Origin of the sequence: Massilia sp. X63 (assembly GCF_041023745.1) — a bacterium.
Taxonomy (GTDB): domain Bacteria; phylum Pseudomonadota; class Gammaproteobacteria; order Burkholderiales; family Burkholderiaceae_D; genus Telluria.
Genome location: NZ_JBFTEF010000006.1, coordinates 91,956 through 115,252 on the forward strand (window position 1 = coordinate 91,956; position 23,297 = coordinate 115,252).

Consider the following 23,297-nt stretch of genomic DNA (forward strand, 5'->3'; position numbering starts at 1 on the left):
TCACATCTCTTCTTTGGGGTTCGCCAGGGTGCGCGTGACGACCTGGTCGCCGGCCTTCAGCTCGCCAGACAGCACTTCGGTATAGCGGAAGTTCGACAGGCCGACGCGGATGTCGACGGGCTGCGGCTGGTTCATCTTGTCGAGGCGGTAGACCTTGAACATGCGCGCGGTCTCGCTCGCGGTGCGGAAGGCCACGTCGTCGTCGGGCGTCGACGCGGGCTTGAGTGCCGCCTGCCTGACGCCGGCATCCTTGTCGTCCTTGGCCTTTTCCTGCTCCTTCTTGCGCAGCTTTTCCTGTTCTTCTTCCGGCAGCTGGAAGCGCAGGGCGGTGGTCGGGATGCGCAGCACGTTCGGGCGGTTCGCCACCACCAGGCGCACCTGGGCCGTCATGCCGGGTTTCAGCATCTCGTCCTTGTTGTCGACGTCGAGCACCACGTTGTAGGTGACGACGTTCTGCACCACGTTGGCGGCCAGGCGGAACTGGCGCATGGTGGCGTGGAATTCGCGCTCCGGGTAGGCGTCGACCACGAAGCGGGCCGGCAGGCCGTCCTTCAGGGCGCCGACGTCGGCTTCCGAGACACTGGTGTCGATCTGCATCTTGGTCAGGTCGCGCGCGATCTGGAACAGGTTCGGCGTGTTGAACGAGGCCGCCACGGTCTGGCCCAGGTCGATGGTGCGCTTGATGATCACGCCGTCGATCGGCGAGCGGATCACGCTGTTGTTCAGGTCCGCCCGGGCGCGGTCGAGCTGGGCCTGGGCCAGCTGCACGTTGGCGCGGGCGACGTCCATCTCGCGGCGCGACTGGTCGACCACGGTGCCGGAGACGAAGTTCTGCGCCATCAGCTGCTGGTTGCGCTGGTAGTTGGCCTCGGCCAGCTTCAGGTTGGCCATGGCGGAGGCGCGGCTGGCTTCGTACTGGCGGATCTGGGCGTTGAAGATGGTCGGGTCGAGCTTGAGCAGTACCTGGCCCTTGTGCACGCGGTCGTTGAAGTCGGCGTTCAGCTCGACCACGGTGCCGGACACCTGCGAGCCGACGTTCACCAGCGCGACCGGATTGATGGTGCCGGTGGCGGTGACGGTCTGGTTGATGGCGCCCATGTCGACCGCGGCGGTGCGGTAGCGCGATGGCGGAATCTTGGGTTCGCCTTTTGGCATCAGCCATGCCGCGGCCGCGCCGCCCACCACGATCACCCCGGCGGCAATCGCCACCCGCTTCTTGGTAAAGAGTTTCATTGTTCTCTTATTTTGCGTACGGAAACATTCAGTGTGCTGTAGAGATAACAGCTTGGCAATGCTTAGTGCATTGACCGGGAGAACGGTGCGACGAAGCGTCGTTTTTGGGGAATGAACGGGGCAATCCGTTAAAATGGCGGCTTCCTTTTTACTCATCCAACAGCATCATGACCCAGGACGAACTCAAGCAAGCCGTGGCGCGCGCCGCCATCGATTACGTGGTGGACGGCGAAATCATCGGCGTCGGCACCGGCTCCACGGCCAACTTCTTCATCGACGAGCTGGCCAAGATCAAGGACCGCATCAAGGGCACCGTGGCTTCGTCCGAAGCGACCGCCGCACGCCTGCGCGGCCATGGCATCCCGGTGTTCGACCTGAACGAGGTCACCTCGATGGCGGTCTACATCGACGGCGCCGACGAGATCACCGCCAGCGGCGCGATGATCAAGGGCGGCGGCGCGGCCCTGACCCGCGAGAAGATCGTGGCCTCGGTGGCGAAGCAATTCGTCTGCATCGCCGACGGTTCGAAACTTGTCGAAACGTTGGGCAAGTTCCCGCTGCCGGTGGAGGTGATCCCGATGGCGCGCGCGGCCGTGATGCGCAAGCTGGCGGAACTGGGCGGCCAGCCGCGCCTGCGCACCAGGGCGGGCAGCGACGAAGCCTTCATCACCGACAACGGCGGCGAAATCATCGACGTGGTCGGCCTGTCGATCGCCGACCCGGTGGCGATGGAAGAGCGAATCAACCAGATCGTCGGCGTGATCGCGGTCGGCCTGTTCGCCAAGGCGGGCGCCAATGTGTGCCTGCTGGGGACATCCGAAGGCGTCAAGACCCTGACTTTCTGAGCGAGGAAGGCCCCATGAAGCGCGCGCCGCTGTCCCTGATTGTCCTGGTTGCCGTCCTGCTGGGCGGCTGCACGCCGTTCAAGAGCAGGATCGAAGCGGCGCCCGTGGCCGCCGCCAAGTTGTCCGCGCCCGGCCTGACCGACCCGGACGGCACGCCGATCGAGCGCGTGCCCTTCCGGCTCGGCGTGTCGTCGGCGACGGTCGAGAAGATGGCGAAGCAGCAGGGTTGCACGGGCGGGCAGGGCGCCGGCCTGGTGACCGAGGCGGGACCGGTGGAGGTGTACCGGATGCGCTGCGAGGATGGGGCGATGCGCGGAAAGATGTTCATGGCGCGTTGTGAATTGCGCCAGTGCGTGAAGATGTAGCAAGCGGCTGCGCTGGGCGTAGGGTGGGCAGGTTTCCTGCCCACGCGTTCAACAATCGCCGGAACTGTCGCGACGTATCAAACGACAGCAATCGCCGCGTGGGCGGGGGAAAACAGTCCACTGGACTGTTTTCCCCCGCCCACCCTACAAAAGCGTTAAGCCGCAGGCGGCACGTAACCCTGTGCCTGGTCGGCAGCGCCGTCACCGAAGAAGTGACGTTCCATCTGCGTCGCCAGGTACTTGCGCGCGCGGTCGTCCGCCAGGTTCAGGCGGTTTTCATTGATCAGCATGGTCTGGTGCTTCAGCCATGCCTGCCAGGCCTCTTTCGAGACCGACTGGTACAGCTTCTTGCCCATTTCGCCTGGTACCGGCGGGAAGTCCAGTCCTTCGGCTTCCTTGTTCAGTTTGATGCATTGGACGGTGCGGGCCATGGTCTACTCCTGTAATCCTGTTAATGTCGCGATAAATGCGGGTCAGGCCGTCATTATAGAGTCTTGATGAAGACCTGTGACCGGCGCTGCCAGTTATACATGTGCTGGCGGTCCTTGGGCAGGTCGTCCACCGTGGCCGGCACGAAGCCGCGCTTCTTGAACCAGTGCGCGGTGCGCGTGGTCAGCACGAACAGCTTGGTCAGGCCGGCGGCACGGGCGCGGTTCTCGATGTGCTTGAGGATGCGCTCGCCGTCGCCCTGCGTCTGGGAGTCGGGGCTCACGGTCAGGCAGGCCATCTCGCCCATCTTCGCTTCCGGGAAGGGGTAGAGGGCGGCGCAGCCGAAGATCACGCCGTCGTGGTCGATCACCGAGAACTGCTCGATCTCGCGCTCGATCAGCTCGCGGCCGCGGTAGACCAGGGTGCCGTCGGCTTCGAGCGGTTCGATCAGCTTGATAATTCCGCCGACGTCCTCAATTGTGGCCTGGCGCAGGCTTTCCAGGTTCTCGTGGCTGATCATGGTGCCGACGCCGTCGTGCGTGAACAGCTCGAGCAGGGCGGAACCGTCCATCTCGAAGGGCACGATGTGCGCGCGGTCGACGCCGCTGTTGCAGGCCTTGATCGCATGCTGCAGGTAGAACGCGGCGTCCGGCGGCAGGAAACCGGCCTGCAGCACGGCCTCGGCCTGGTGCGAGGACAGTTCGCGGATCTCGGTGCCGGCAGCATCGGTCATCATGCCGGTTTCGGTGATGAAGATGAGCTTGTCGGCGTGCAGGGCGATCGCGGCGGCGGCGGCCACGTCTTCCATGGTCAGGTTGAAGATCTCGCCGGTGGGCGAGAAGCCGAGCGGCGACAGCAGCACCAGGCTGTCTTCGGTCTGCAGGATCGGCTGGATTTTATCGGCGGCGATCTTGCGGGTGACGCCGGTGAGCTCGAAGTCGGTGCCGTCGATCACGCCGAGCGGGCGGGCAACCACGAAGTTGCCGGAAACGATGCTGATCTGGGCATGCGACATCGGCGTGTTCGGCAGGCCCTGGCTGAACGCGGCTTCGATGTCGAGGCGCAGTTCGCCGGCGGCTTCCTTGGCGCATTCGAGGGCGGCGGTGTCGGTAATGCGGACGCCGTTGTGGAAGCGGCCTTCGACGTTACGCAGGGCGAGCTGCTCCGCCACCTGCGGGCGCGAGCCGTGCACCAGCACCAGCCGGATACCGAGTCCCAGCAGCAGGGACAAGTCCTGGGCCAGCACCGGCAGGGCGCCGGAAGCGACCAGTTCGCCCGGGAAGGCGACGACGAAGGTCTTGCCGCCGAAGGTGTGAATATATGGCGCGACAGAGCGCAGCCACTGGACGAATTGGGTAGGGTTTTCCATTTGCCGCATTATAATTCGCTGCGCGTTGTGCGCACCAAATACCTTGTAAAAATCAATGTCTGAACAGAGTAACAAGCCTTCGCCTCAGCAGGCGCGCGCAGCATCCCGGAATTCTTCCGACAACGAGCCTCGCAAACCGCGGCCCGAGGGCGACACGCGCGCGCCCATGACGCAGACGCGCGATGGCGAACTGCAGACCAGGCAGGCGCGTAGCGGTGAGAACAACGGTCCGCGTCGCGCACCGGCAGCGCGTGCCGAAGGCGGCCCGCGTCCTGCGCCAGCGCAGGGCGGCGCGAAGCCGAATCCACCGCGCGCGCAGAAGGAACGCGCCCCGCGCGCCGACGAGCGCACGCCGCCCTTGCGCAATCCGCTCCCGCCGATCACCTTTCCCGAAGACCTGCCGGTCTCGGGCCGGCGCGCCGAGATCGCGCAGGCGATCGAAGCAAACCAGGTGATCATCGTCTCGGGCGAAACCGGTTCCGGCAAGACCACCCAGCTGCCCAAGATCTGCCTGGAGCTGGGCCGCGGCCAGAAGGGCCTGATCGGCCACACCCAGCCGCGCCGTATCGCCGCGTCGAGCACCGCCAAGCGCATCGCGCAGGAACTCGGTTCGCCGCTGGGCGAACATGTGGGCTTCAAGGTGCGCTTCAACGACACGCTCTCGCGGGGCGCCTCGGTCAAGCTGATGACCGACGGCATCCTGCTGGCCGAGACGCAAACCGATCCGCTGCTGCGCGCCTACGACACCATCATCATCGACGAGGCGCACGAGCGCAGCCTGAACATCGACTTCCTGCTCGGCTACCTGAAGCAGCTGCTGCCGCGCCGTCCGGACCTGAAGGTGATCATCACCTCGGCGACCATCGATGCCGAACGCTTCGCGCGCCATTTCGGCGCGCCGGACAAACCGGCGCCGGTCATCGAGGTGTCGGGCCGCCTGTACAAGGTGGAGGTGCGTTATCGTCCGGTCGACAAGGATCCGGTCACGGCGACCAACGCCAGGCCCGGTGAACCTGTTCCCAAGGCGCAGGTCGCGCGCGACAAGCGCGACCTGATGGAAGCGGTGGTCGACGCCGTCGACGAACTGTGCCGCATCGGCTCGGGCGACGTGCTGGTGTTCCTGCCGGGCGAGCGCGAGATCCGCGACTGCGCGGAGGCGCTGCGCAAGCACCATCCGCCGCACGTCGAGATCCTGCCGCTGTTCGCGCGCCTGTCGGTGGAAGAGCAGGACCGCGTGTTCCGCACCACCAACGCGCGCCGCATCGTGCTGGCCACCAACGTGGCCGAGACCTCGCTGACGGTGCCGGGCATCCGCTACGTGGTCGATACCGGCCTGGCGCGCGTCAAGCGCTACAGCTTCCGCAACAAGGTCGAGCAGCTGCAGATCGAACCGGTGGCGCAGAGTTCCGCCAACCAGCGCGCCGGCCGTTGCGGCCGCGTGGCCGACGGCGTCTGCATCCGCCTGTACGAAGAAGACGATTTCAACAAGCGCCCGAAGTTCGCCGACCCCGAGATCCTGCGTTCCTCGCTGGCTGCGGTCATCCTGCGCATGAAGTCGCTGCACCTGACCGACGTCGAGACCTTCCCCTTCATCGAGCCGCCGCAGGGCCGCGCCATCGCCGACGGCTACCAGCTGCTGCAGGAAGTCGGCGCGGTCGACGACGCCAACGAACTGACCGCGCTCGGTAAAAAACTGGCCAAGCTGCCGCTCGACCCGCGCGTCGGCCGCATGATCCTGGCCGCGGTCGACAACGACTGCCTGAGCGAGATGCTGATCGTGGCGTCCGCCCTGTCCACGCAGGACCCGCGTGACCGCCCGATCGAGTACCAGCAGCAGGCCGACGAGAAGCACAAGAAGTTCGCCGACGAGAAGTCCGAATTCCTCAGCTACCTGAAGATCTGGGCCTGGTTCGAGGATGCGATCGCGCACAAGAAGTCGAACCGCCAGCTGCAGGAGAACTGCCGCGCCAACTTCCTGTCGCAGCTGCGCCTGCGCGAGTGGCGCGACGTGCATTCGCAGCTGCTGACGGTGGCGCGCGAGCAGGGATGGCGCCTGAACGCCGCGCCGGCGACGTATGACCAGCTGCACCTGGCCCTGCTCACCGGCCTGCTCGGCAACATCGGCTTCAAGGCCGAGGACGAGCCGGTGTTCCTGGGTGCACGCGGCATCAAGTTCCATATCTGGCCGGGCTCCTGCCTGGCCAAGAAACCGGGACGCTGGGTGATGGCGGCCGAACTGGTCGAGACCACCCGCCTGTACGCGCGCACCATCGCGCAGATCCAGCCGGAGTGGGTGGAGAAGATCGGCGCCCACCTGCTGAAGAAATCCTGGGGCGAGCCGCGCTGGGAAAAGCGCCAGGCGCAGGTGACGGCGCTCGAGCGCGCCACCCTGTACGGCATCGTCGTGTACAGCAACCGCCGCATCAACTACAGCCAGCACAACCCAGGCGAGGCGCGCGAGATCTTCATCCGCGACGCCCTGGTGGCGGGCGACTACGAGACCCGCGCGCCCTTCTATGCCCACAACCACAAGCTGGTGCGCGAGATCGAGAATCTCGAACACAAATCGCGCCGCCTGGACGTGCTGGTGGACGAGCAGCTGATCGCCGCCTTCTACGACAAGGAAATCCCGCACACCGTGGTCAACGGCGCGGGCTTCGAAAAGTGGTACAAGGACGCCGCGCGCGACAATCCGAAGCTCCTGTTCCTGAACCGCGAAGAGCTGATGCGCCACGAGGCGGCCGGCGTCACCACCGAGCTGTTCCCGAAGACGATGAACGTCACCGGCATCGAGATGGGGCTGACTTACCACTTCGAGCCGGGCAGTGCGCGCGACGGCGTGACCCTGGCGGTGCCGCTGTTCGCCCTGAACCAGATTCCGCAGGAGCGTCCGGCCTGGCTGGTGCCGGGCATGCTGAAGGAGAAGGTGCACCTGCTGCTCAAATCCCTGCCGCAGAAGCTGCGCCGCCACTGCGTGCCGCTGCCCGACTATGCGGCCAGGTTCTTCGAGCGCCACCAGGACCCGCTGCGCTTCGGCAAGGGCGACCTGATCGACGTCCTGATCGCCGACATCCACATGCACACCAGTGCGCGCGTGCTCACCGGCGACTTCAAGCTGGAGACCCTGCCGGCGCACCTGTTCATGAACTTCAAGGTGATCGACGAGCACGGTCGCCAGCTCGACATGGGCCGCAACCTGGCGACCCTGCAGGCGGAGCTGGGCGGCCAGGCGCGCGAGAGTTTCCAGAAGATGGCGGAAGCCACGCCGGCGGCTGCGCCGGCCAGGCTGCAGGCCGCGCCCGCGCCTGCCCCTGCGCCCGCGAAAGGGAAGGGCAGTGCGCCGGCGGCGAAGCCTGCCGGCGCTGCCGCCCCTGCTGCGCCGGCCCCGGCGGCGGGCGCGGTCCAGCATACGGGATTGAGCACCTGGAGCTTCGGCGAGCTGCCGGAACTGCTCGAGATCACCCAGGGCAAGCTGACCCTGATCGGCTTCCCGGCGCTGGTGGACAAGGGCACGCACTGCGACCTGGAAGTGTTCGACGACCCCAACGTGGCCGCGCGCACCCACCGCGTCGGCCTGCGCCGCCTGTTCGCGCTGCAGCTGAAGGACCAGTTGAAGTTCGCCGAGAAGAACATCCCCGGCCTGCAGGGGATGGGCATGCAGTTCATGAGCGTGGGCACGCAGGAAGACCTGCGCGACCAGATCATCGCCAAGGCCATCGACATCGCCTGCCTGCAGGATCCGCTGCCGATCAACTCTGGCGAGTTCAACAAGCGTAAGGACGAGGGCAAGGGCCGCATCGGCCTCTTGATCAACGAGATCGCGCGCCTGGTGGGGTCGATCCTGGCCGAGTTCCACGGCATGCCCAAGCGCATCCAGAGCCTGGCGCCGGCGGTGCAGCAGGATATCCAGGCGCAGCTGCAGGGCCTGATCCACAAGCGCTTCATCGCGGACAACGAGTACAGCCAGCTGGCGCACTTCCCGCGCTACCTGAAGGCGATCAACGTGCGCATCGAGAAACTGCGCGGCAATCCTGCGCGCGATGCGCAGCTGATGGCGGAATGGCAGGGCGCCGCCAGCCAGTTCCAGCGCACGCTCAAGAACCAGGCGGGCAAGAACAACGATCCGCGCATGCTCGAATTCAGGTGGATGCTGGAAGAGCTGCGGGTGTCGCTGTTCGCGCAGGAACTGCGCACGCCGATGCCGGTGTCGGCCAAGCGGCTGCAAAAGGTGTGGGAGTCGATGATCCGCTGAGCGCCGGCGGGGTCGGCTATGTCGACCGCGTTCGACTGGCGGACGATTCAATACACTCCGTGTTCAATCCGGCGATTTTTTGCCGTATTAAACACGGAGCGTAAACATGCACCCATGTGGGCGCCGGTTCAGCCGATATTGCTGCCCCGGATCCGGCTCAGGTCCTTGTCGTCGCCCTCATGCGCCGGACGCGGATCGGCACTGCCGCCGACCCCGTAGGAGTCGCCGTGCACGCTGCCCGATCCGACGCTGGCGCCCAGGCTGCTGCCGGCCGAGCCCGCTCCCATGCTCGAACCCATGCCGCTGCCCATCGCGGAACCGGCGCCCGTGCCCACGCCGCCGGTCCTGCCGCCCAGGCTGCTGCCCGGCCCCATGGTCGGTGCGCCGGATCGGTGCGGATCGGTGCCGTAGAAGCTGTGGATGCCGCCGGCCCAGCTCACGTCGCTCATGTCGGGCCAGGCGTCCTTGTCGAAGCCGGGCGCGCTCCGGAGCCGCTCTTTATCGACGTTGAGCACCATGCGCTTGTTCGCGGTGTCCAGGTGCAGCGCCTGCCAGGGCACGGCGAACAGCTTTTCGCCCATGCCCAGGAAGCCGCCGAAGGCCAGTACGGCATATGCCACCTGGCCGGTCTGCATGTCCAGCATGATTTCCTTGATGTCGCCGAGGTCTTCCTCCTGCGCATTGACGACACTGTCGCCGATCAAGGTATCCGCACCCATCAGCGCCGGCCCCGGGCCGGTGCTGCGCGTGTTCTTGTACATGCCGTATCTGTCACGATCTGCATAGCTCATCGCACACCTCCTTGGTCGCTGCATGCAACGCTGTTTGACTGCAATACGAGCAGGCCTGCCCGTCGCAGGCAAGGAACCGGCCTGCTGCCCGCATGATAGGACGCATTCGCGCCGGGGCGCGCGCGCTATGCGAGCTGGCGCACAGAACAGTAAGTGTTCCGTAGTTATTGTGCTAAGTAATGTTTCGGAGAGATAAGAAATGACTGTCAATTCGCGCTGCAACTACACCGGCCTGTTCAGCAAACGCATTCCGACCCGTTCGGTGTCGGCCCCACTCGCTTTCGCGCTCGCCTCCGTTCTCGCCCGCCTGAGCCGGTTCGGCCGCCGCTGATCCGGGGCGCAGCGCGCGGGCCGGCCCCGGCCCGCGCGCCAGTCTCAGGGCCCCGCCGGGGCTGCCGCCTTCAACCCGGCTGCGCGCGTCCGGCAGGGGCGAAGTGCAGCTCGATCTCTTCCAGCGTCTTGCCCTTGGTCTCCGGCAGCAGGAAGGCAGCGGTCAGGAAGTACAGCACCGAGAAGCCCGCGCCGGCGAAGAACACGGCCGAGTAGCCGTAGTAGCCGACGGTCGGCAGGAACATGGCCGCGATCACGGTCGAGACGAACTGGTTGACCAGCAGCGCGATGCTCATGCCGTTCGAGCGGATCCGGGTCGGCATCAGCTCCGACAGCGCCAGCCAGACGCACACCCCCGGTCCCACCGCGAATCCCCCCACGAACAGGCAGATCGCCAGCGCCACCTGCCAGCCGTGCGCCTCGGACTTCTACGTCAACAACCCGAGCTTCATCCCGAACTTCCGCATCGGCACCGGCAGCGAGCCGGGCGTGCTGAACCCGGGCACCTTCTTCGTGTTCGACCCCGCCAAGAACAACGCGCGCACCCAGCGCGCGGTGCCGGGCTGCCCGACCGCGATCACGGAAGCTTCCGGCACCCGCTGCGTCTGGAACAACCTGCCGTACGCGCTCGATACCGGTCCTTCGTCGAAGCGCGCCACCGGCTACCTGGCCGGCCGCATGCGCTTCGCAAACGGTTTCGAAGGCTTCGCGGAAGCGGCCTACACGCACATCAAGATGCGCGGCGAGAACGGCCCGCGCAGCTTCAACAGCGGCAGCACCAACAACTGGTTCTCGCGCAATACCGGCACCAGGCTGAACACCTTCGCGATTCCCTACCTGGGCCCGAACAACGTCTACCTGAAGGGCAGGCTGGACCCGGACATGGCGGCCAAGATGGGCGGCGCGGCCGGCCTGAACTACCTGATGCAGGATGCGGTGGGCCACTTCGGCCAGAAGAACGTCGACGACAGCTACCGCGCCCTGGCCGGCGTGCGCGGCACCGTGTTCGGCGACTGGGAATTCGAGACCGCGCTGGCGGTGGCGGGCAGCCATTCGACCCTGTACCAGACCGTCAACATCAATACCGCGGGCTTCGCCAAGGCCTTCGGCCCCTTCACCACCGATCCGGTGACCGGCCGCACCTACATCGCCGACAACCCGGCCTACAAGTTCGGCGAGATCAGCGAGGCGAATGCGGTCCTGCTGCGCGAAGCCTATCCGACCTTCGACATCCAGTCCTGGACCAAGCTGATCACCTGGGACGCCAAGGTCGAGGGCACGCTGGCGAAGATCGGCGAACGCGAAGTGCGCGCCGCCTTCGGCACCAGCCTGATGCGCGAGAGCTTCGACACGCCGGGCAACGCGGACGCGGCCAACGGCCTGATCACCCAGCAGGGCGGCTCCTGGTTCGACGGCAAGCGCACCATCGCGGCCCTGTTCGGCGAAGTGGTGGTGCCGGTCACCGACAAGCTCGAACTGAACGCCGCGGCGCGCCTGGACAAGTATCCGAACTTCAGCGCCAACCTGGCGCCGAAAATCGGTGCGGTGTGGCGCGCCACGCCGGAAGTGATGGTGCGCGGCACCTACTCCGAAGGCTTCCGTGCGCCGAACCTGGCCGAATCGGGCTCGGGCGGCGTGTTCGCCCAGGTGGGCGGCATCCGCGACACCGTGCGCTGCGACGAAACCAATGCGATCGCACGCCTGCTGATGAAATCCGTCTCGGCAACCGAGGTCGACCTGGGCCGCAACCTGCTCAATTCGAACTGCTCGACCACGGTGGGCGGCCTGACCCCGCCGAATCCGGAGCTGGAGCCGGAGAAGGCCAAGATCGCCACCCTCGGCCTGGTGCTGCAGCCGGTGCGCGACCTCAGCGTGTCGCTCGACTACTGGATCGTCAACCGCCGCAACGAGATCGTGCGCCAGGACTTCAACCAGCTGTTCACCGAGCTGGTCGACGCGCACGGCCCGAGCCTGGCCGGCACCGACAAGGCGATCCGCAATGCGCTGACCGATGCCGACCGCGCCAACATGGCGGCGGTGGCCACCATGTGCGCCAATCCGGCCAACGCGGCGGCCTGCACCGGCAAGCTGCCGACCTACTCGGTGGGCAACCTGGGCGGCCTGATCAACTCCTACCTGAACCGCGGCCGCACCCTGGTGGACGGCTTCGACATCGATGCGCGCACCCGCTTCAAGCTGGGCGACTACGGGCGCCTGAACACCGGCGTGGCTTTCACCATCCGCCGCCGCGAGACCTACAACTACGAGGACGGCAGCGGCTTCTCGGGCAACTACGTCGGCTACTACGGCTCGCCGCGCCTGCGCGGTACCTTCAACGCCGACTGGAACTACGGGAACTTCACCACCAGCCTGTTCGTGAACTACACCGGCAAGACCAAGTGGGCCTACGGCGACTACGACACCGACAATGTGCCGGCCAACTGTACCGCTGCCGGGGTGTCGCTGCCGGATAAGCTGTGCGAGGGCACGCCTTCGTACACCACGGTCAACCTGGGCTTCAACTGGAAGCCGCTGAAGAACCTGAACCTGGGGCTCAACATCAAGAACGTACTGGACAAGAGGCCGTACTACGATCCGAACGGCTGGGAAGGCTACGACCATGGCCAGAACCTGTTCGGCCGCCAGTTCGCCCTCTCGGCCAGCTACAAGTTCTGGTAAGCCGGGCCGCGGCCGGTCCCGCGCGGGCCGGCCGCGATTCCCCTTGCTCTTTCGCACAGGTGTGCTAAAGTTTCTGCATGAACACCACTGCCAAGAGCGAAGCCACCTACGCCACCATCCTCGACGCCGCCGTCGACATGGCGGCGAGCGAGGGTATCGGCAAGGTGTCGCTGGGCGAAGTCTCCAAGCGCACCGGCATCAGCAAGAGCGGCGTGTTCTCGCGCGTCGGTTCGCTCGAGGCCCTGCAGTCGGCCGTGCTGGACGAATACGACCGCCGCTTCGGCGAGGAAGTGTTCCTGCCTTCGCTGCAGGCGCCCAAGGGCTTGCCGCGCCTGGTGATGCAGGTCGAGCTGTGGCTGAAGAAGATCGGCAACGAGACCGCGCGCGGCGGCTGCCTGTACACGGCCGGCGCCTTCGAGTTCGACGACGTGCCGGGCCCCTTGCGCGACCGCATCGAGGCCGGCGTGACGCGCTGGCGCGCCTCGCTGCGCAAGACCGTGCTGCAGGCGATGGAAGCCGGGCACCTGCGCCCGGACACCGAGCCCGAGCAGCTGGTGTTCGAGATCTACAGCCTGGCGATCGGGGTGATGCACGACGCGCGCTTCCTGCGCACCGCGGCGGTGCCGCGCAGGGCGCAGCGGGCTTTCAACCGCCTGATATCGACGTACAAGAGTTTCAACGATCTGGAGTAGGGATGTCCCGGCGGGACGGGCGCTGCCTGTCCCTTTTTTTACTTCCATTTCGCACGGGTGTGCGAAATGAAGCTGTGCACAAGGAGACGATCATGTCTGCATTCTGGCTGTTGCTGGTTCCCGTCGGTGGGTTTGCGTGGCTGGTGCTGCGCGACGTGCTCTGTGCCTTGCCGAGCTCGAACGAGGATTTCGTGTTTTGTTGACGGAGGGCGTGGCGATCAGCGCAGCAGCTTGAGCCCCGGCGGCAGCGCATCGCCCAGCATGCGGGTCTCGACCGCCTGGTCGAGTTCGACCACCTCGCGCACCATGGCGGCCCAGGCCGGCGGTGCGGCGCTGGCGGACAGGCGCCGCAGCACCTCGTCGCGTATCGCCTGGCCAATGTCGCGCGAGCGGTCGCCGGTCATCCGGGCGATGTGGGCGGCGGCAAAGCCGGCCGGCTCGATCTTCTTCCAGTCGAGCTGGAACAGCCCGTTCAGCCAGGCTTCGGCCGAGGTGCTCGGGGCGACCTCGTGCGCGGCGCCATGAAAGGACTGGCGCGCGCCCACGCGGCCCAGCGCCCACAGGTAGCGCGCGTAGCGCGCCGCGGCGCGGGCGTCGATCCTGGCGCCTGCCGGCATCGCCATGATCTGTTTCATCAGCCAGTCGCCGATCTCGGCCTTGTAGGCGGACGGGATGCGCTCCAGCGAGGCGCCCACGCGCAGCATGTCGTCCTCGCTGCCGTCGACCAGCGTGACCGGACGGCGCCCGCGTTCCGATTCGTCGGCCTGCAGGTTGAAGGCGAAGTCGTCGAGCAGGCGCAGTTGCGCATCGAGCGACAGGCCGCCGGCCACGCGCCGCCACAGCGTCCACCATTCGGCGCGCACCTGGCTGTCCTTGTGGTATTGCACCCCAGGCTCGAACATCGCCCACAGCTGCTCGATGCGCCATTCGTCGAGCGGATGGCCGAAGCCCGGACGCAGGCAGTAGCCGGCCAGGTTCAGCCAGACGCGCTCGTGTTCGGCCGAGCGACGCCTTCCCTTGGCGCGCGCCAGCAGGGCGTCGAACAGGCGGCGCAACAGCGGCGTGGTCCAGCGTTCGCGCCCGCCCAGCAGGTGTTCCAGCGAAGCGCGCAGCTGGCGCACTTCGCGCGGCTCGACCTGCTGCGAGCGGTTGCCGAAGATGCGGTCGATGCGGGCGATGGCCTCATCCAGCTCGGCCGGCAGCGCGACGTCTTCCACCGGCGCCTCGTCCTGGCCGCGCAGCTGGAATTCCAGGCGCCAGCGCTGCGCTGCGTCGTCCTCTGCCACGCAGGACACTTCCAGGGTGCCGACCTCAAGCAGCACGGTGGCCAGCTGCACCGGGATCTCGGTGCCGCGCTGGCTGCGCAGCACCGTCGAGATGGCGGGCAGGCGCACGATATCGCCTGCGGGCAGCTCGAGCAGCTCGCCCGCTTGCGGCAGCCTGCCGCCCGGGTCGGCGGTGGACGACACCAGGTGGAAGCGCACCGGCCGGCCCAGGCGCAGGGCGAAGCTGCGGCCTTCCAGGCGGATTTCTTCCCCGGCCGGGGCGCCGCGCGGCAGCAGGCAGACCGCACGCACCGTGTCGCCCGACTGCTGCGCATCGAGCAGCAGGTAGTAATTGCGCGCCGAACCGCTTTCGATGCTAGGGGCCTGGCCCGCGCGCGCCAGCGAATAGGCCACGCCGCCGCGCGCCACGGCCACGTCCGGGTCCTCGTTGTGCAGCACCTGCACCGGCGCGCCGCGCCAGTGCGCGAGCACATCGGCCAGGCGCTGCGCCAGCGCCGCACCGCGGAACACGCCGCCGTTGAGCAGCAGCGCATCGGGGACGGGCACGGACGCGGCGCCATCGTCTTCGATGCCGAGCGCCTCGCGCGCCGCCTGCGCATGCTGGCGCAGGAAAGCCGCCAGGTGGCGGGTGACGGCCGGGTCGCTCGCATACGGCAGGCCGAATTCGACGATGCCGGCGCGGGTGCGCCTGGCGCCTTCCTGCGCCTCGTTGGGCGGGAAGAAGCCGTCCAGGACGATCCGCTCCACGTCCGCGCGGGTGATGGTGGCCGAGCGGCTGGCGCCGATCAGGCGCGCACCGCTGCCCAGCAGGGTAACGGTCACCTGTTCCGGCGCATCGGGCGCCAGCAGCTGCTCCTTGGCTGCGCGGCAGCGTTCGGTCAACTGTGCGAGGCGGCCCGCCGACAATCGCTCCGTTGAATTGTCGCCGTTCAGGCGCGACTCGGCCAGGTGCGCCAGCGCCAGGTCCATGTTGTCGCCGCCCAGGATCAGGTGGTTGCCGACGCCGATGCGGGTCAGCTTCGGTTGCCCGTCTGGTTCCAGTTCCACCTTGACCAGGCTGAAGTCGGTGGTGCCGCCGCCGACGTCGGCCACCAGCACCAGGCGCGTGTGCGCCAGGTCCTGCGCCAGCGTGGCGCGGTGGCGGAACAGCCAGTCGTACAGGGCGGCCTGCGGTTCTTCCAGCAGGCGCAGCTCCGGCAGGCCGGCCATGCGCGCCGCTTCCAGGGTGAGCGCACGCGCGCCTTCGTCGAACGAGGCCGGCACCGTCAGGACGATCTGCTGGCGCTCCAGCGGCGCCGTCGGGAAGCGCATGTTCCAGCAAGCGCGCAAGTGCGCCAGGTAGCTGGCGCTGGCAGCCACCGGCGACACCTTGGCCACGTCCGCATCCTCCGCGCCCCAGGGCAGGATGGCGGCCATGCGGTCCACGCCGGCATGCGAGAGCCAGCTCTTGGCGCTGGCCACCAGGCGGCCCGGCGTCTGCGCGCCCAGCACGCGCGCCAGGCGGCCCACGGCGACGCGTGCGACGCCGGCCGGGTCGGGCGCGGCCCAGGGGAGCTGGAGTTCGCCGGGAGCGAGCTCGCCCTCGGCCGGGTGGTAGCGCATCGAGGGCAGCAGCGGCGCCGCGGCGACTTCGCCGGGCGCCACCAACTGCTCGACGGCCAATAGCTCGACCCCTGCGGCCGCTCCAGTGGCGGGCAGGGCGTATGCGAGCACCGTGTTGGTGGTGCCCAGGTCGATGCTGACGAGGTACTGGCCCACTGCGGCTTAGTGCGGCATCACTACTGGTCGGGCGCGTTGCGGACGTCGAACTCGATCTTCCAGCGCTGGCCGTCGCGCGCCACCGCGGCCAATTCCAGGGTGCCGGTATCAAGCGCCAGCGCATGCAGCCTGACCTGCACCACGTCGCCCGCCACGCGGCCTTCGGCCGGCAGGGTCGCCTGGATTTCGTTCATCTCGTGCAGTTCGTCCGGTCCCCAGAATTCAAGCACCTCGCCGATGCGGTCCTGGCGGCGCGTGGTGGAACCGAAGAAGCGGAAGGTGACCGGCTCGCCCACCACCAGGCCGAATTCCTGGCCCGGCAGTTCGAGTTCGCTGCCTTCTTCCATGCCGAAGGGGGCCACGCACAGGGCTTCGATGGGTGGTTCCATGCCGGGAATGGCCGGCATCGACGATTCCACGCCGACGTAGAAGGAACGGGCCGTGCCGCCGCGGATGCGCACGCCGCCGCCGCGCCGCGCGTAGCTAAAGTAGGCCGCGCCGCGCGCCACCGCCAGGTCGAGGTCGGCGCCCTCCAGCATGCGCGCCGGTTCCGCGCCTTCCATGTAGAGCCAGTCGTTGATGGTGTCCATCACGCGCTGGGCCAGGATGTGCGACTTGAATACGCCGCCGTTGAACAGCACCGCGCTCGGGTGCAGGAAGCTGTGTTCCGCATTCACCCGGCCCTCGAAGCCTTCGAGTTCCGAGGTGGCGCCGGCCTGGCGCGCCAGGAAGGCTGCCAGGTGCTTGGTGATCGCGGCGTCCTGCGCATACGGCAGGCCGACCTGGGTCAGGCCGGCGCGGGTGCGCGTGGCCGGGCGTGCCGTGGCTTCCACGCGCGGGAAGAAGCCGTCGGTGATGAAGGCGGTGACTTCGTCGCGCGTCAGTTCGGTGCGGATCGAGCCGCCGATGAGCTTCGAGCCGCGGCTCGGCACCACGATCGGCCACACGGTGGCGTCGGCGTCGGCCAGCAGGTGTTCCTTGGCGCTACGGCAGCCGTAGGTGAGGGCGCGCATCTGCCAGGAATCGAGCTGGGTGCCGTTGGCCTGGAGCTTGCGCGCCACGAAGTGCGCCAGGGCCAGGTCCATGTTGTCGCCGCCCAGCAGGATGTGGTCGCCCACCGCCACGCGGTGCGGCTCCAGCTTGCCGTCGCGTTCGAGGATCGCGATCAGCGAGAAGTCGCTGGTGCCGCCGCCCACGTCGACCACCAGCACGATGTCGCCAGCCTTGACCTGCTTGCGCCAGGCGCCCTTGGACCCCTGGATCCAGCTGTACAGCGCCGCTTGCGGCTCTTCCAGCAGGGTGGGGTCGATGCCGGCGTTGCGCGCCGCTTCGGCGGTGAGTTCGCGCGCGCCCGGGTCGAACGAGGCCGGGATGGTGATCGTCACCTGTTGCCGGTCGAAGGGCGCATCCGGGTGGGCCGCGTTCCAGGCCTGGCGCAGGTGCGCCAGGTAGCGGGTCGAGGCTTCCAGGGGCGAGACGCGCGTGACTTCTTCCGGCGCATCGTGCGGCAGGATGGCGGCGCGCCGGTCGACGCTCGGGTGGCTCAGCCAGCTCTTGGCCGAAGACACCAGGCGGATCGGGGTGGTGGCGCCGCGGCTGCGCGCCATTTCGCCGGCAATGAAGGCTTCGCCGCCGGCGCTCCACGGCAGTGCGGTTTCGCCCGGCGCCAGTTCGTCCGGGTGCGGCAGGTAGAGGAAGGACGGCAGCAGCGGCAGCGCCTCGACCGTGCCCGGGCCGCTCAGCTGCGGAACGGGCAGGATGCCGTCGACGGTGTTCTCGCCGTCGCTGGCCTGCAGGTCGACATACGAGAGGGCGCTGTGGGTGGTGCCCAGGTCGATGCCGATGGCGTAGCGGGCATTCAGTGCGTCGCTCACAGTTCCACCTCCGCCGGCGCCAGCACGCGTGCGTCGTGCTTCTCGGCCAGCTGCGGCAGCTGGACCTTGGTGGCGCGCCAGCCGCGGTGCGACAGGGTGCCCTTGAACGGGGCCTGGCCGACCACGTTGCCGGTCAGGCGCACGCTGGCGGCGTCGAAGCCTTCTTCCAGCGTGATGCGCGCGCCTTCGGATTCGCTGCGCACCGGCTCGATGCTGAAGTGCTCGCGCAGCACGCGCGCGCAGCCTTCGTGCACCACGCGGGCGGCGGCGCCGATGTCGGCGTCGGAATAGGCGCTCAGGTTTTCCTGGGTGAAGTCGATCAGGCGGGCTTCGCGCTGGAACAGGCTCAGCAGTTGCAGGGCCGATTCGGCAGTCGGGGCGCGCAGCGGCGCGGCAGCAGGCATGGGCGTCGGGGCCGGCGTCGGCGCGGCAGTCGGCGCCATGGTCGGGGCCGGCGTCGGAGTCGGCATCGCGACCGGGCCGACCTGGTCGTCACGCACGCGCGCGGCGAACTCGGCATCGCCGAGCGATTTGAAGAAGGCGCCAAAGGCGATCGAAAGCCGGCTGAAGAAGCCCGGCAGCTGGGCTGGTGTGTTCATTCTTGATGTTCTGTAGGGTAAGGGACGGGCGCGCTGTCGGACAGCGACGGGCCAGGGTCCGGAAAACGCGCATGATACCAGTTTGGCTACAGCCGAGGCACGCGCGTCTTCAACCCATCCCTTGGCGGCAGCTGGCTAGGGCGCCGCCATTTCGCGCATCCGGCGCCGCAGCGCACGTTCGCGGCGCGCCTCCTCCTGCCAGTCTTCGCGCAGCGCGCGCCACAGTGCGATCACCATCAGCACGATCACCAGCGCGAAGGGCAGGGCGAACAGGATGGTGGCGGTCTGCACGGCATTGATGCCACCCGCCAGCAGCAGGCTGATGGCGATGCCGGCGATCAGGACGCCCCAGATCAGCTTGGTACGCGCGTTCGGATTCGGATTGCCGCCCTGGCTCATCATGCCCAGCACCAGCACGGCCGAGTCGCCCGAGGTCACGAAGAAGACCACCACCAGCAGGGTGGCGACCACCGACATGATCTGGCCGAAGGGCATGGCCCCGAACATCGCGAACAGCGCGGTCGCCAGGTCGGCCTTGACGGCCGCGGACAGCGGGACGTGCTGCCAGATCTCCATGTAGAGCGCGGTGCCGCCGAAGATCGAGAACCAGACGAAGGCCGCCAGCGACGGCGCCAGCACGGTGCCGAGGATGAATTCGCGGATGGTGCGCCCGCGCGAGACGCGTGCGATGAACAGGCCGACGAACGGCGACCACGAGATCCACCAGGCCCAGTAGAAGATGGTCCAGTTGCCGACCCAGCTGCTGTCGCGGAAGGGCGTCGCCCGCAGGCTCATCCGGACCAATTCGCTGGCGTAGCTGCCCAGGGTATTGGTGAAGGTGTCGATGATGGCGACCGTCGGGCCCAGCAGGAACACGGCAAGGGCGAGCAGGGCCGCCACGATCATGTTGATGTTGGACAGGAGCTTGACGCCTTTCTCCACGCCGCTCAAGGCCGAGGCGATGAACATGGCGGCCGTCACGACGATGATGCCGACCTGCGCGGCGGGACTGATCTCGAGCCCGAACACGGCGTTCAGGCCGCTGTTGATCTGCAGCGCGCCGACGCCGAGCGAGGCGGCGACGCCGAAGGCCGTGGCCACCACCGCCAGGCCGTTGAACAGACCGGACATGGCGCGCACCGGGCGCCACGGCAGGGAACTGGTGACGGTGCTGATCAAGGGGTTGCCGGCGCGGCGGTACTGGAAGAAGGCGATCGCCAGCGCGACCACGCTGTATACCGCCCAGGGATGCAGGCCCCAGTGGAAGAACACGTAGCGCATGGCGGCATTGGCCGCTTCCGGCGTGCCGGGAGCGATGCCCGGCGGTGCGGTGACGTAGTGCGAGATCGGTTCGGCCACGCCCCAGAACACCAGGCCGATGCCCATCCCGGCGGCGAACAGCATGGCGAACCAGCTGCCCACCTTGAAGTCCGGCTCGTCGTCCTCGCCGCCGAGCTTGAGGTTGCCGTAGTGGCTGAAGGCGACGAAGGCGGCGAACAGCACCATGCCGAGCACCACCCACAGGTAGAACCAGCCGAAGTTGCGGGTCAGCGCAGCGAGCATGGTGTCGAACACCGACGCCATGCTGTGCGGAGCGAGGATGCCCCACAGGACGATGAGAAAGATAAAGCCCGCAGAGCAGAGCATTTGCATGAGTTCTCCTTGTTGGCGTGCGCAGACGCGAGCCGGCAGGAGCCGGGGGCGTCGCCGCAGGCGGGGCAGGCAGGAATAGTGCCCAGGGCGCATGGCGCTGCCCGGGCAGGCACGGCTGCCTGGCACCCTGGTTGGATAGCCTGCATGACAGGCTTCAGTATGGGCCGGTCGCTGCGAAACTGTCGCACCGATTCATGGCCGTACTGGCGAGAGGATCGTGAAGCCGGCCTCGACCGGCGGCCCGGAGTGTAACACATAATGAATTTGCACAAATGTGTGTACAAATTATTATGCGTCTTTGATAGTGCTTTGGTGAATGACGATCATCATGGATCGCAATTTTATTTCTATCTCGGGGAGGCGCATACTAAGGCCATTGCACAGCGACTTCAGGAAAGCAGATCATGTCCACCATCGTCGAATTCATCCGCAGCCTCTTCCATGCCCCGGCGCCGGCCGTGGCCGTGGCCCGCGACAACCAGGCCGACCTCTGGGCCCTGTACCAGTTGAGCCGCGGTCGCGATTCGGTGTCGCCCGCCGTCCTGCGCCGCCTGGCCGAGGCCGCGCGCAAATAAGCGGCAAACAAGCAGCAAACAAGCGGCAAACAAGCCGCATCCTGTGACCGGGCCCGTCCCGGGATCGTCATCGAGCCCTGCCGTGTGCAGGGCTTTTTGTCGCCGCCGGGCGGCATGGCTGGACGTTCAATCGAGCGTCGTCACTTCGTCGCCCGGTCCCGGCTCGCAGGCGGCGCCCAGCGGCTCCCAGCCGCGGCGCACCACGATGCGCTCCTGCGTGTGGCACAGCTCGACGCGGTGCGCCTGCGGCGCCCGGCGCCGCACGAAGGCCTCGATCGAGGCCGGCACGCTCACCTGCAGCGCCAGTGCATGCTGGTCCTCCAGCGGGTGGTCGTTCAGGTGCACCAGCGGCACGAACTGGCCGGCGAACATCATCCAGTGCGAGGGCACCCTGATGGGGCCGGCAGTGTAGCCCTGGGTGCGCAGCCAGTCCTGGGCCTCTTCGCGCGGGTGGGCGCTGGCGCCTCCATCCAAGCGGCCCCAGGCGCTGGCGAGCAGTTCTGCGACCCACTGGTTGCAGTTCTGGTAGCGGGTCCCGTAGGCGTAGGCGTTGGCGCTGTACTGCCCGGCCAGCAGGGCCAGGGCCAGGCGCTTGTCGAGCGCGGCCTGTTCCAGCAGCGCGCCGTCTTCGTCCGGCAGGAACAGCAGCGAGATGTGGCCGCGGGCGGGCGCGTCGGCTCCCAGCGCGAAGCCGGCGATGCCCTGGTCGAACAGGCGCGGGCGCGATTCGTCGCAGGCGTAGTACAGCTGGCGCACGGCCCAGGGGCCGCCGGGATTGTCGCGCAGGGCAACGCCGGCGTGCGAGTACAGCTGGCCGAAGCGGCTCAGGTCGAGGCCGGCACGCGCGATGAGGGCGACGCGCGCCCCGGAGCGCTCCAGCTCGGACTTGACCACGCCGGCAAAGCGCAGCACCCGGTCCTGCTCGGCCGCGCCGATGTCGATCGACTGCTGGCAGAAGGCCGGCAGCCCCGCCTGCGCGGCCGCGCTCGCGCCCAGCAGGAGCGCGGCGGCGGCGAACCTAGCGAACATGCATCAGATGGTGACCTTGCGCGAAGCCAGGTCGCGGTACCAGTCGTCCTGCAGCGCCAGGAAGAAGGAGCGTTTGGTGTCGGCATGCGCGAATTCGAAGCCGTACACGCGTTCGCTGACCTGCACCAGTTCGCCCTTGTTCACGGTGCGTTCGGCCAGTGCGCGCTTGGGCACGTCGAGGGTGAACTCGCGCGCCGGACCGGCGGCCGCGCGCAGGGTCAGGCGGGTGGTGTCGGGCTTGGCCGGCGCCTGGGCGATGTCGATCACGCGGTACTCGCCCGCGGCCACGCGGTCGTCGCCGCTCGAGCTGTTGCTGGAGGCGCCGATCGAATCGGAGATGCTGCCGGACGAGGCCGAGCCCGCGCTGGAAGCGGACGAAGTGAAGCTGGTGGCCCCGCTCGGGGCGGCGCAGGCGAGGGCGAAGGCGGCCAGGCACAGGGCGCGGGACAGGGTGGTGAGGGTCATGGTGATTTTCAGGGAAGGGTGATGAAACCGGGATGACGGCTATGGTACTAGTGCCGCGAACTGTTGAGAAGGCGGCCGGCCGGGAATTCTGTAAGTTCTTGTAATCGTGTCCACCAGCCTGTTGGCTTCATGTCAGCGCTCGCCGAGGCATTGCCGATGCGCCAGGTCGCCCGGTAATGCGCGGCTCCTTCGGCAGTTTTGTCAATTCAGCCGGCTTTCAGACAGCCGGGACAAAAGTGCGACATCCCATCCGGAGCTCATGCTACGGTTCTACCCACGCATCGTGGCGTGCCGCCGGCGCGAATGTTCACTGGGAGGGGGAATTGAAGCCTCTTGCAAACGCTTTCGTATCCTTGCTGCTGCTGGGCCCAATGGCGCAGGGCGCCCTGGCGCAGAGCCGGGATGCCCCTGCCGGGCCCGTATCGGACGGCCGGATTCCCGACACCATGGAAGCGCGGGTGGCGGCCTGCGTCGGTTGCCATGGCAGCGCCGGGCGCGGAGTCGAGAATGTCTATTTCCCGCGCCTGGCCGGCAAGCCGACCGGCTACCTGTACAACCAGCTGGTCGCCTTCCGCGACGGCCGCCGCAAGTACGTGCCGATGAACTACCTGCTGGCCTACCTGCCCGACGCCTACCTCTACAAGATGGCGGAATACTTCGCCGCGCAGAATCCGCCGCCGCTGGTGGTGGCGGGGCCGCCGCCGTCACCGCAACTGGTTCGGGACGGACAGCGGATCGTCACCGGCGGCGTGCCGGCGCGCCGCATTCCCGCCTGCGCCACCTGCCACGGCGCCGACCTGGCCGGGCGTGAGCCCGGCATCCCCGGCCTGCTCGGGCTGCGCGCCGACTACGTGAGCGCCCAGCTGGGCGCGTGGCGCTACGGCGTGCGCACCGCAGTTGCGCCGGACTGCATGCAGGTCATCGCATCGAGCCTGACCGAGCCGGAAGTGGCCGCGGTGGCGGCCTACCTGAGTTCCCTGCCGGTATCCAATGCGCGGCCCGCCAAGGGGAACACGACGGCGCTGCCCATGCCCTGCGGCAGCCAGGTCCATCCGAAGTGAGAGGCATGCGTC

Annotated in this window: 19 protein-coding genes; 8 read left to right on the forward strand and 11 right to left on the reverse strand. The window is 67.7% G+C overall.

Annotated features, from left to right (window positions below; genetic code table 11):
• Complete coding sequence (locus AB3347_RS13850) at window positions 1-1,233, reverse strand: efflux RND transporter periplasmic adaptor subunit (RefSeq protein ID WP_369092390.1); 1,233 nt, start codon at window positions 1,231-1,233, stop codon at window positions 1-3.
• Window positions 1,234-1,400: 167 nt separating this feature from the next.
• Between AB3347_RS13850 and rpiA the strand changes: the two genes are divergently transcribed.
• Window positions 1,401-2,078 carry a ribose-5-phosphate isomerase RpiA gene (gene rpiA, locus AB3347_RS13855; RefSeq protein ID WP_369092391.1) on the forward strand — a complete coding sequence of 226 codons (678 nt, stop codon included), beginning with the start codon at window positions 1,401-1,403 and terminating at the stop codon, window positions 2,076-2,078.
• Window positions 2,079-2,092: 14 nt separating this feature from the next.
• Window positions 2,093-2,443 (forward strand): hypothetical protein, encoded by a 351-nt coding sequence (locus AB3347_RS13860; protein WP_369092392.1) that lies wholly within the window; start codon window positions 2,093-2,095, stop codon window positions 2,441-2,443.
• Window positions 2,444-2,598: 155 nt separating this feature from the next.
• Here AB3347_RS13860 and AB3347_RS13865 read toward each other — a convergent pair whose 3' ends face one another.
• Together AB3347_RS13865 and argA are read right to left on the reverse strand one after the other, a co-directional pair.
• On the reverse strand, window positions 2,599-2,874 hold the full coding sequence (locus AB3347_RS13865; protein WP_027864371.1) for an oxidative damage protection protein: 276 nt from the start codon (window positions 2,872-2,874) through the stop codon (window positions 2,599-2,601).
• Window positions 2,875-2,927: 53 nt separating this feature from the next.
• Window positions 2,928-4,241: an amino-acid N-acetyltransferase gene (argA, locus tag AB3347_RS13870; RefSeq protein WP_369092393.1), complete on the reverse strand. Its 1,314-nt coding sequence runs from the start codon at window positions 4,239-4,241 to the stop codon at window positions 2,928-2,930.
• A gap of 166 nt (window positions 4,242-4,407) precedes the next feature.
• Here argA and hrpA point away from each other — a divergent pair, with 166 nt between their 5' ends.
• Entirely contained in the window at window positions 4,408-8,493 is a 4,086-nt protein-coding gene (hrpA, locus tag AB3347_RS13875; RefSeq protein WP_369092394.1) for an ATP-dependent RNA helicase HrpA, read from the forward strand.
• A gap of 128 nt (window positions 8,494-8,621) precedes the next feature.
• Here hrpA and AB3347_RS13880 read toward each other — a convergent pair whose 3' ends face one another.
• Window positions 8,622-9,284, reverse strand: a complete 663-nt coding sequence (locus AB3347_RS13880) for a PRC-barrel domain-containing protein (protein ID WP_369092395.1) — start codon at window positions 9,282-9,284, stop codon at window positions 8,622-8,624.
• Window positions 9,285-9,483: 199 nt separating this feature from the next.
• Here AB3347_RS13880 and AB3347_RS13885 point away from each other — a divergent pair, with 199 nt between their 5' ends.
• A complete protein-coding gene (locus AB3347_RS13885) occupies window positions 9,484-9,615 on the forward strand; it encodes a hypothetical protein (RefSeq protein WP_369092396.1) in 132 nt (43 codons plus the stop codon).
• 70 nt (window positions 9,616-9,685) lie between these two features.
• On the opposite strand, the gene AB3347_RS13890 is transcribed toward AB3347_RS13885, so the two are convergent.
• A complete protein-coding gene (locus AB3347_RS13890) occupies window positions 9,686-10,018 on the reverse strand; it encodes an MFS transporter (protein ID WP_369092397.1) in 333 nt (110 codons plus the stop codon).
• Here AB3347_RS13890 and AB3347_RS13895 point away from each other — a divergent pair.
• Entirely contained in the window at window positions 9,903-12,293 is a 2,391-nt protein-coding gene (locus AB3347_RS13895) for a TonB-dependent receptor (RefSeq protein WP_369092398.1), read from the forward strand. The two genes, AB3347_RS13890 and AB3347_RS13895, sit on opposite strands and share 116 nt — an antisense overlap.
• Window positions 12,294-12,370: 77 nt before the next feature.
• Window positions 12,371-12,985, forward strand: a complete 615-nt coding sequence (locus AB3347_RS13900) for a TetR/AcrR family transcriptional regulator (protein WP_369092399.1) — start codon at window positions 12,371-12,373, stop codon at window positions 12,983-12,985.
• 218 nt (window positions 12,986-13,203) lie between these two features.
• Here AB3347_RS13900 and AB3347_RS13905 read toward each other — a convergent pair whose 3' ends face one another.
• From AB3347_RS13905 to AB3347_RS13920, 4 genes are all read right to left on the reverse strand, one after another.
• Complete coding sequence (locus AB3347_RS13905) at window positions 13,204-16,029, reverse strand: Hsp70 family protein (RefSeq protein WP_369092400.1); 2,826 nt, start codon at window positions 16,027-16,029, stop codon at window positions 13,204-13,206.
• 20 nt (window positions 16,030-16,049) lie between these two features.
• Entirely contained in the window at window positions 16,050-17,903 is a 1,854-nt protein-coding gene (locus AB3347_RS13910; protein ID WP_369092401.1) for an Hsp70 family protein, read from the reverse strand.
• On the reverse strand, window positions 17,900-18,502 hold the full coding sequence (locus AB3347_RS13915; RefSeq protein ID WP_369092402.1) for a DUF2760 domain-containing protein: 603 nt from the start codon (window positions 18,500-18,502) through the stop codon (window positions 17,900-17,902). The genes AB3347_RS13910 and AB3347_RS13915 overlap by 4 nt, the downstream gene beginning before the upstream one ends.
• 135 nt (window positions 18,503-18,637) lie before the next feature.
• A complete protein-coding gene (locus AB3347_RS13920) occupies window positions 18,638-20,155 on the reverse strand; it encodes a BCCT family transporter (RefSeq protein WP_369092403.1) in 1,518 nt (505 codons plus the stop codon).
• A 404-nt stretch (window positions 20,156-20,559) separates the two neighbouring features.
• Between AB3347_RS13920 and AB3347_RS13925 the strand changes: the two genes are divergently transcribed.
• Window positions 20,560-20,730, forward strand: coding sequence for a hypothetical protein (locus tag AB3347_RS13925; RefSeq protein WP_369092404.1), 171 nt, complete (start codon window positions 20,560-20,562; stop codon window positions 20,728-20,730).
• 126 nt (window positions 20,731-20,856) lie between these two features.
• On the opposite strand, the gene AB3347_RS13930 is transcribed toward AB3347_RS13925, so the two are convergent.
• Window positions 20,857-21,759 (reverse strand): DUF2145 domain-containing protein, encoded by a 903-nt coding sequence (locus AB3347_RS13930; RefSeq protein ID WP_369092405.1) that lies wholly within the window; start codon window positions 21,757-21,759, stop codon window positions 20,857-20,859.
• 3 nt (window positions 21,760-21,762) lie between these two features.
• Window positions 21,763-22,224: a hypothetical protein gene (locus AB3347_RS13935; RefSeq protein ID WP_369092406.1), complete on the reverse strand. Its 462-nt coding sequence runs from the start codon at window positions 22,222-22,224 to the stop codon at window positions 21,763-21,765.
• Window positions 22,225-22,595: 371 nt separating this feature from the next.
• Here AB3347_RS13935 and AB3347_RS13940 point away from each other — a divergent pair, with 371 nt between their 5' ends.
• Window positions 22,596-23,285: a cytochrome c gene (locus AB3347_RS13940; RefSeq protein ID WP_369092590.1), complete on the forward strand. Its 690-nt coding sequence runs from the start codon at window positions 22,596-22,598 to the stop codon at window positions 23,283-23,285.
• The last annotated feature ends 12 nt before the right edge of the window (window positions 23,286-23,297 follow it).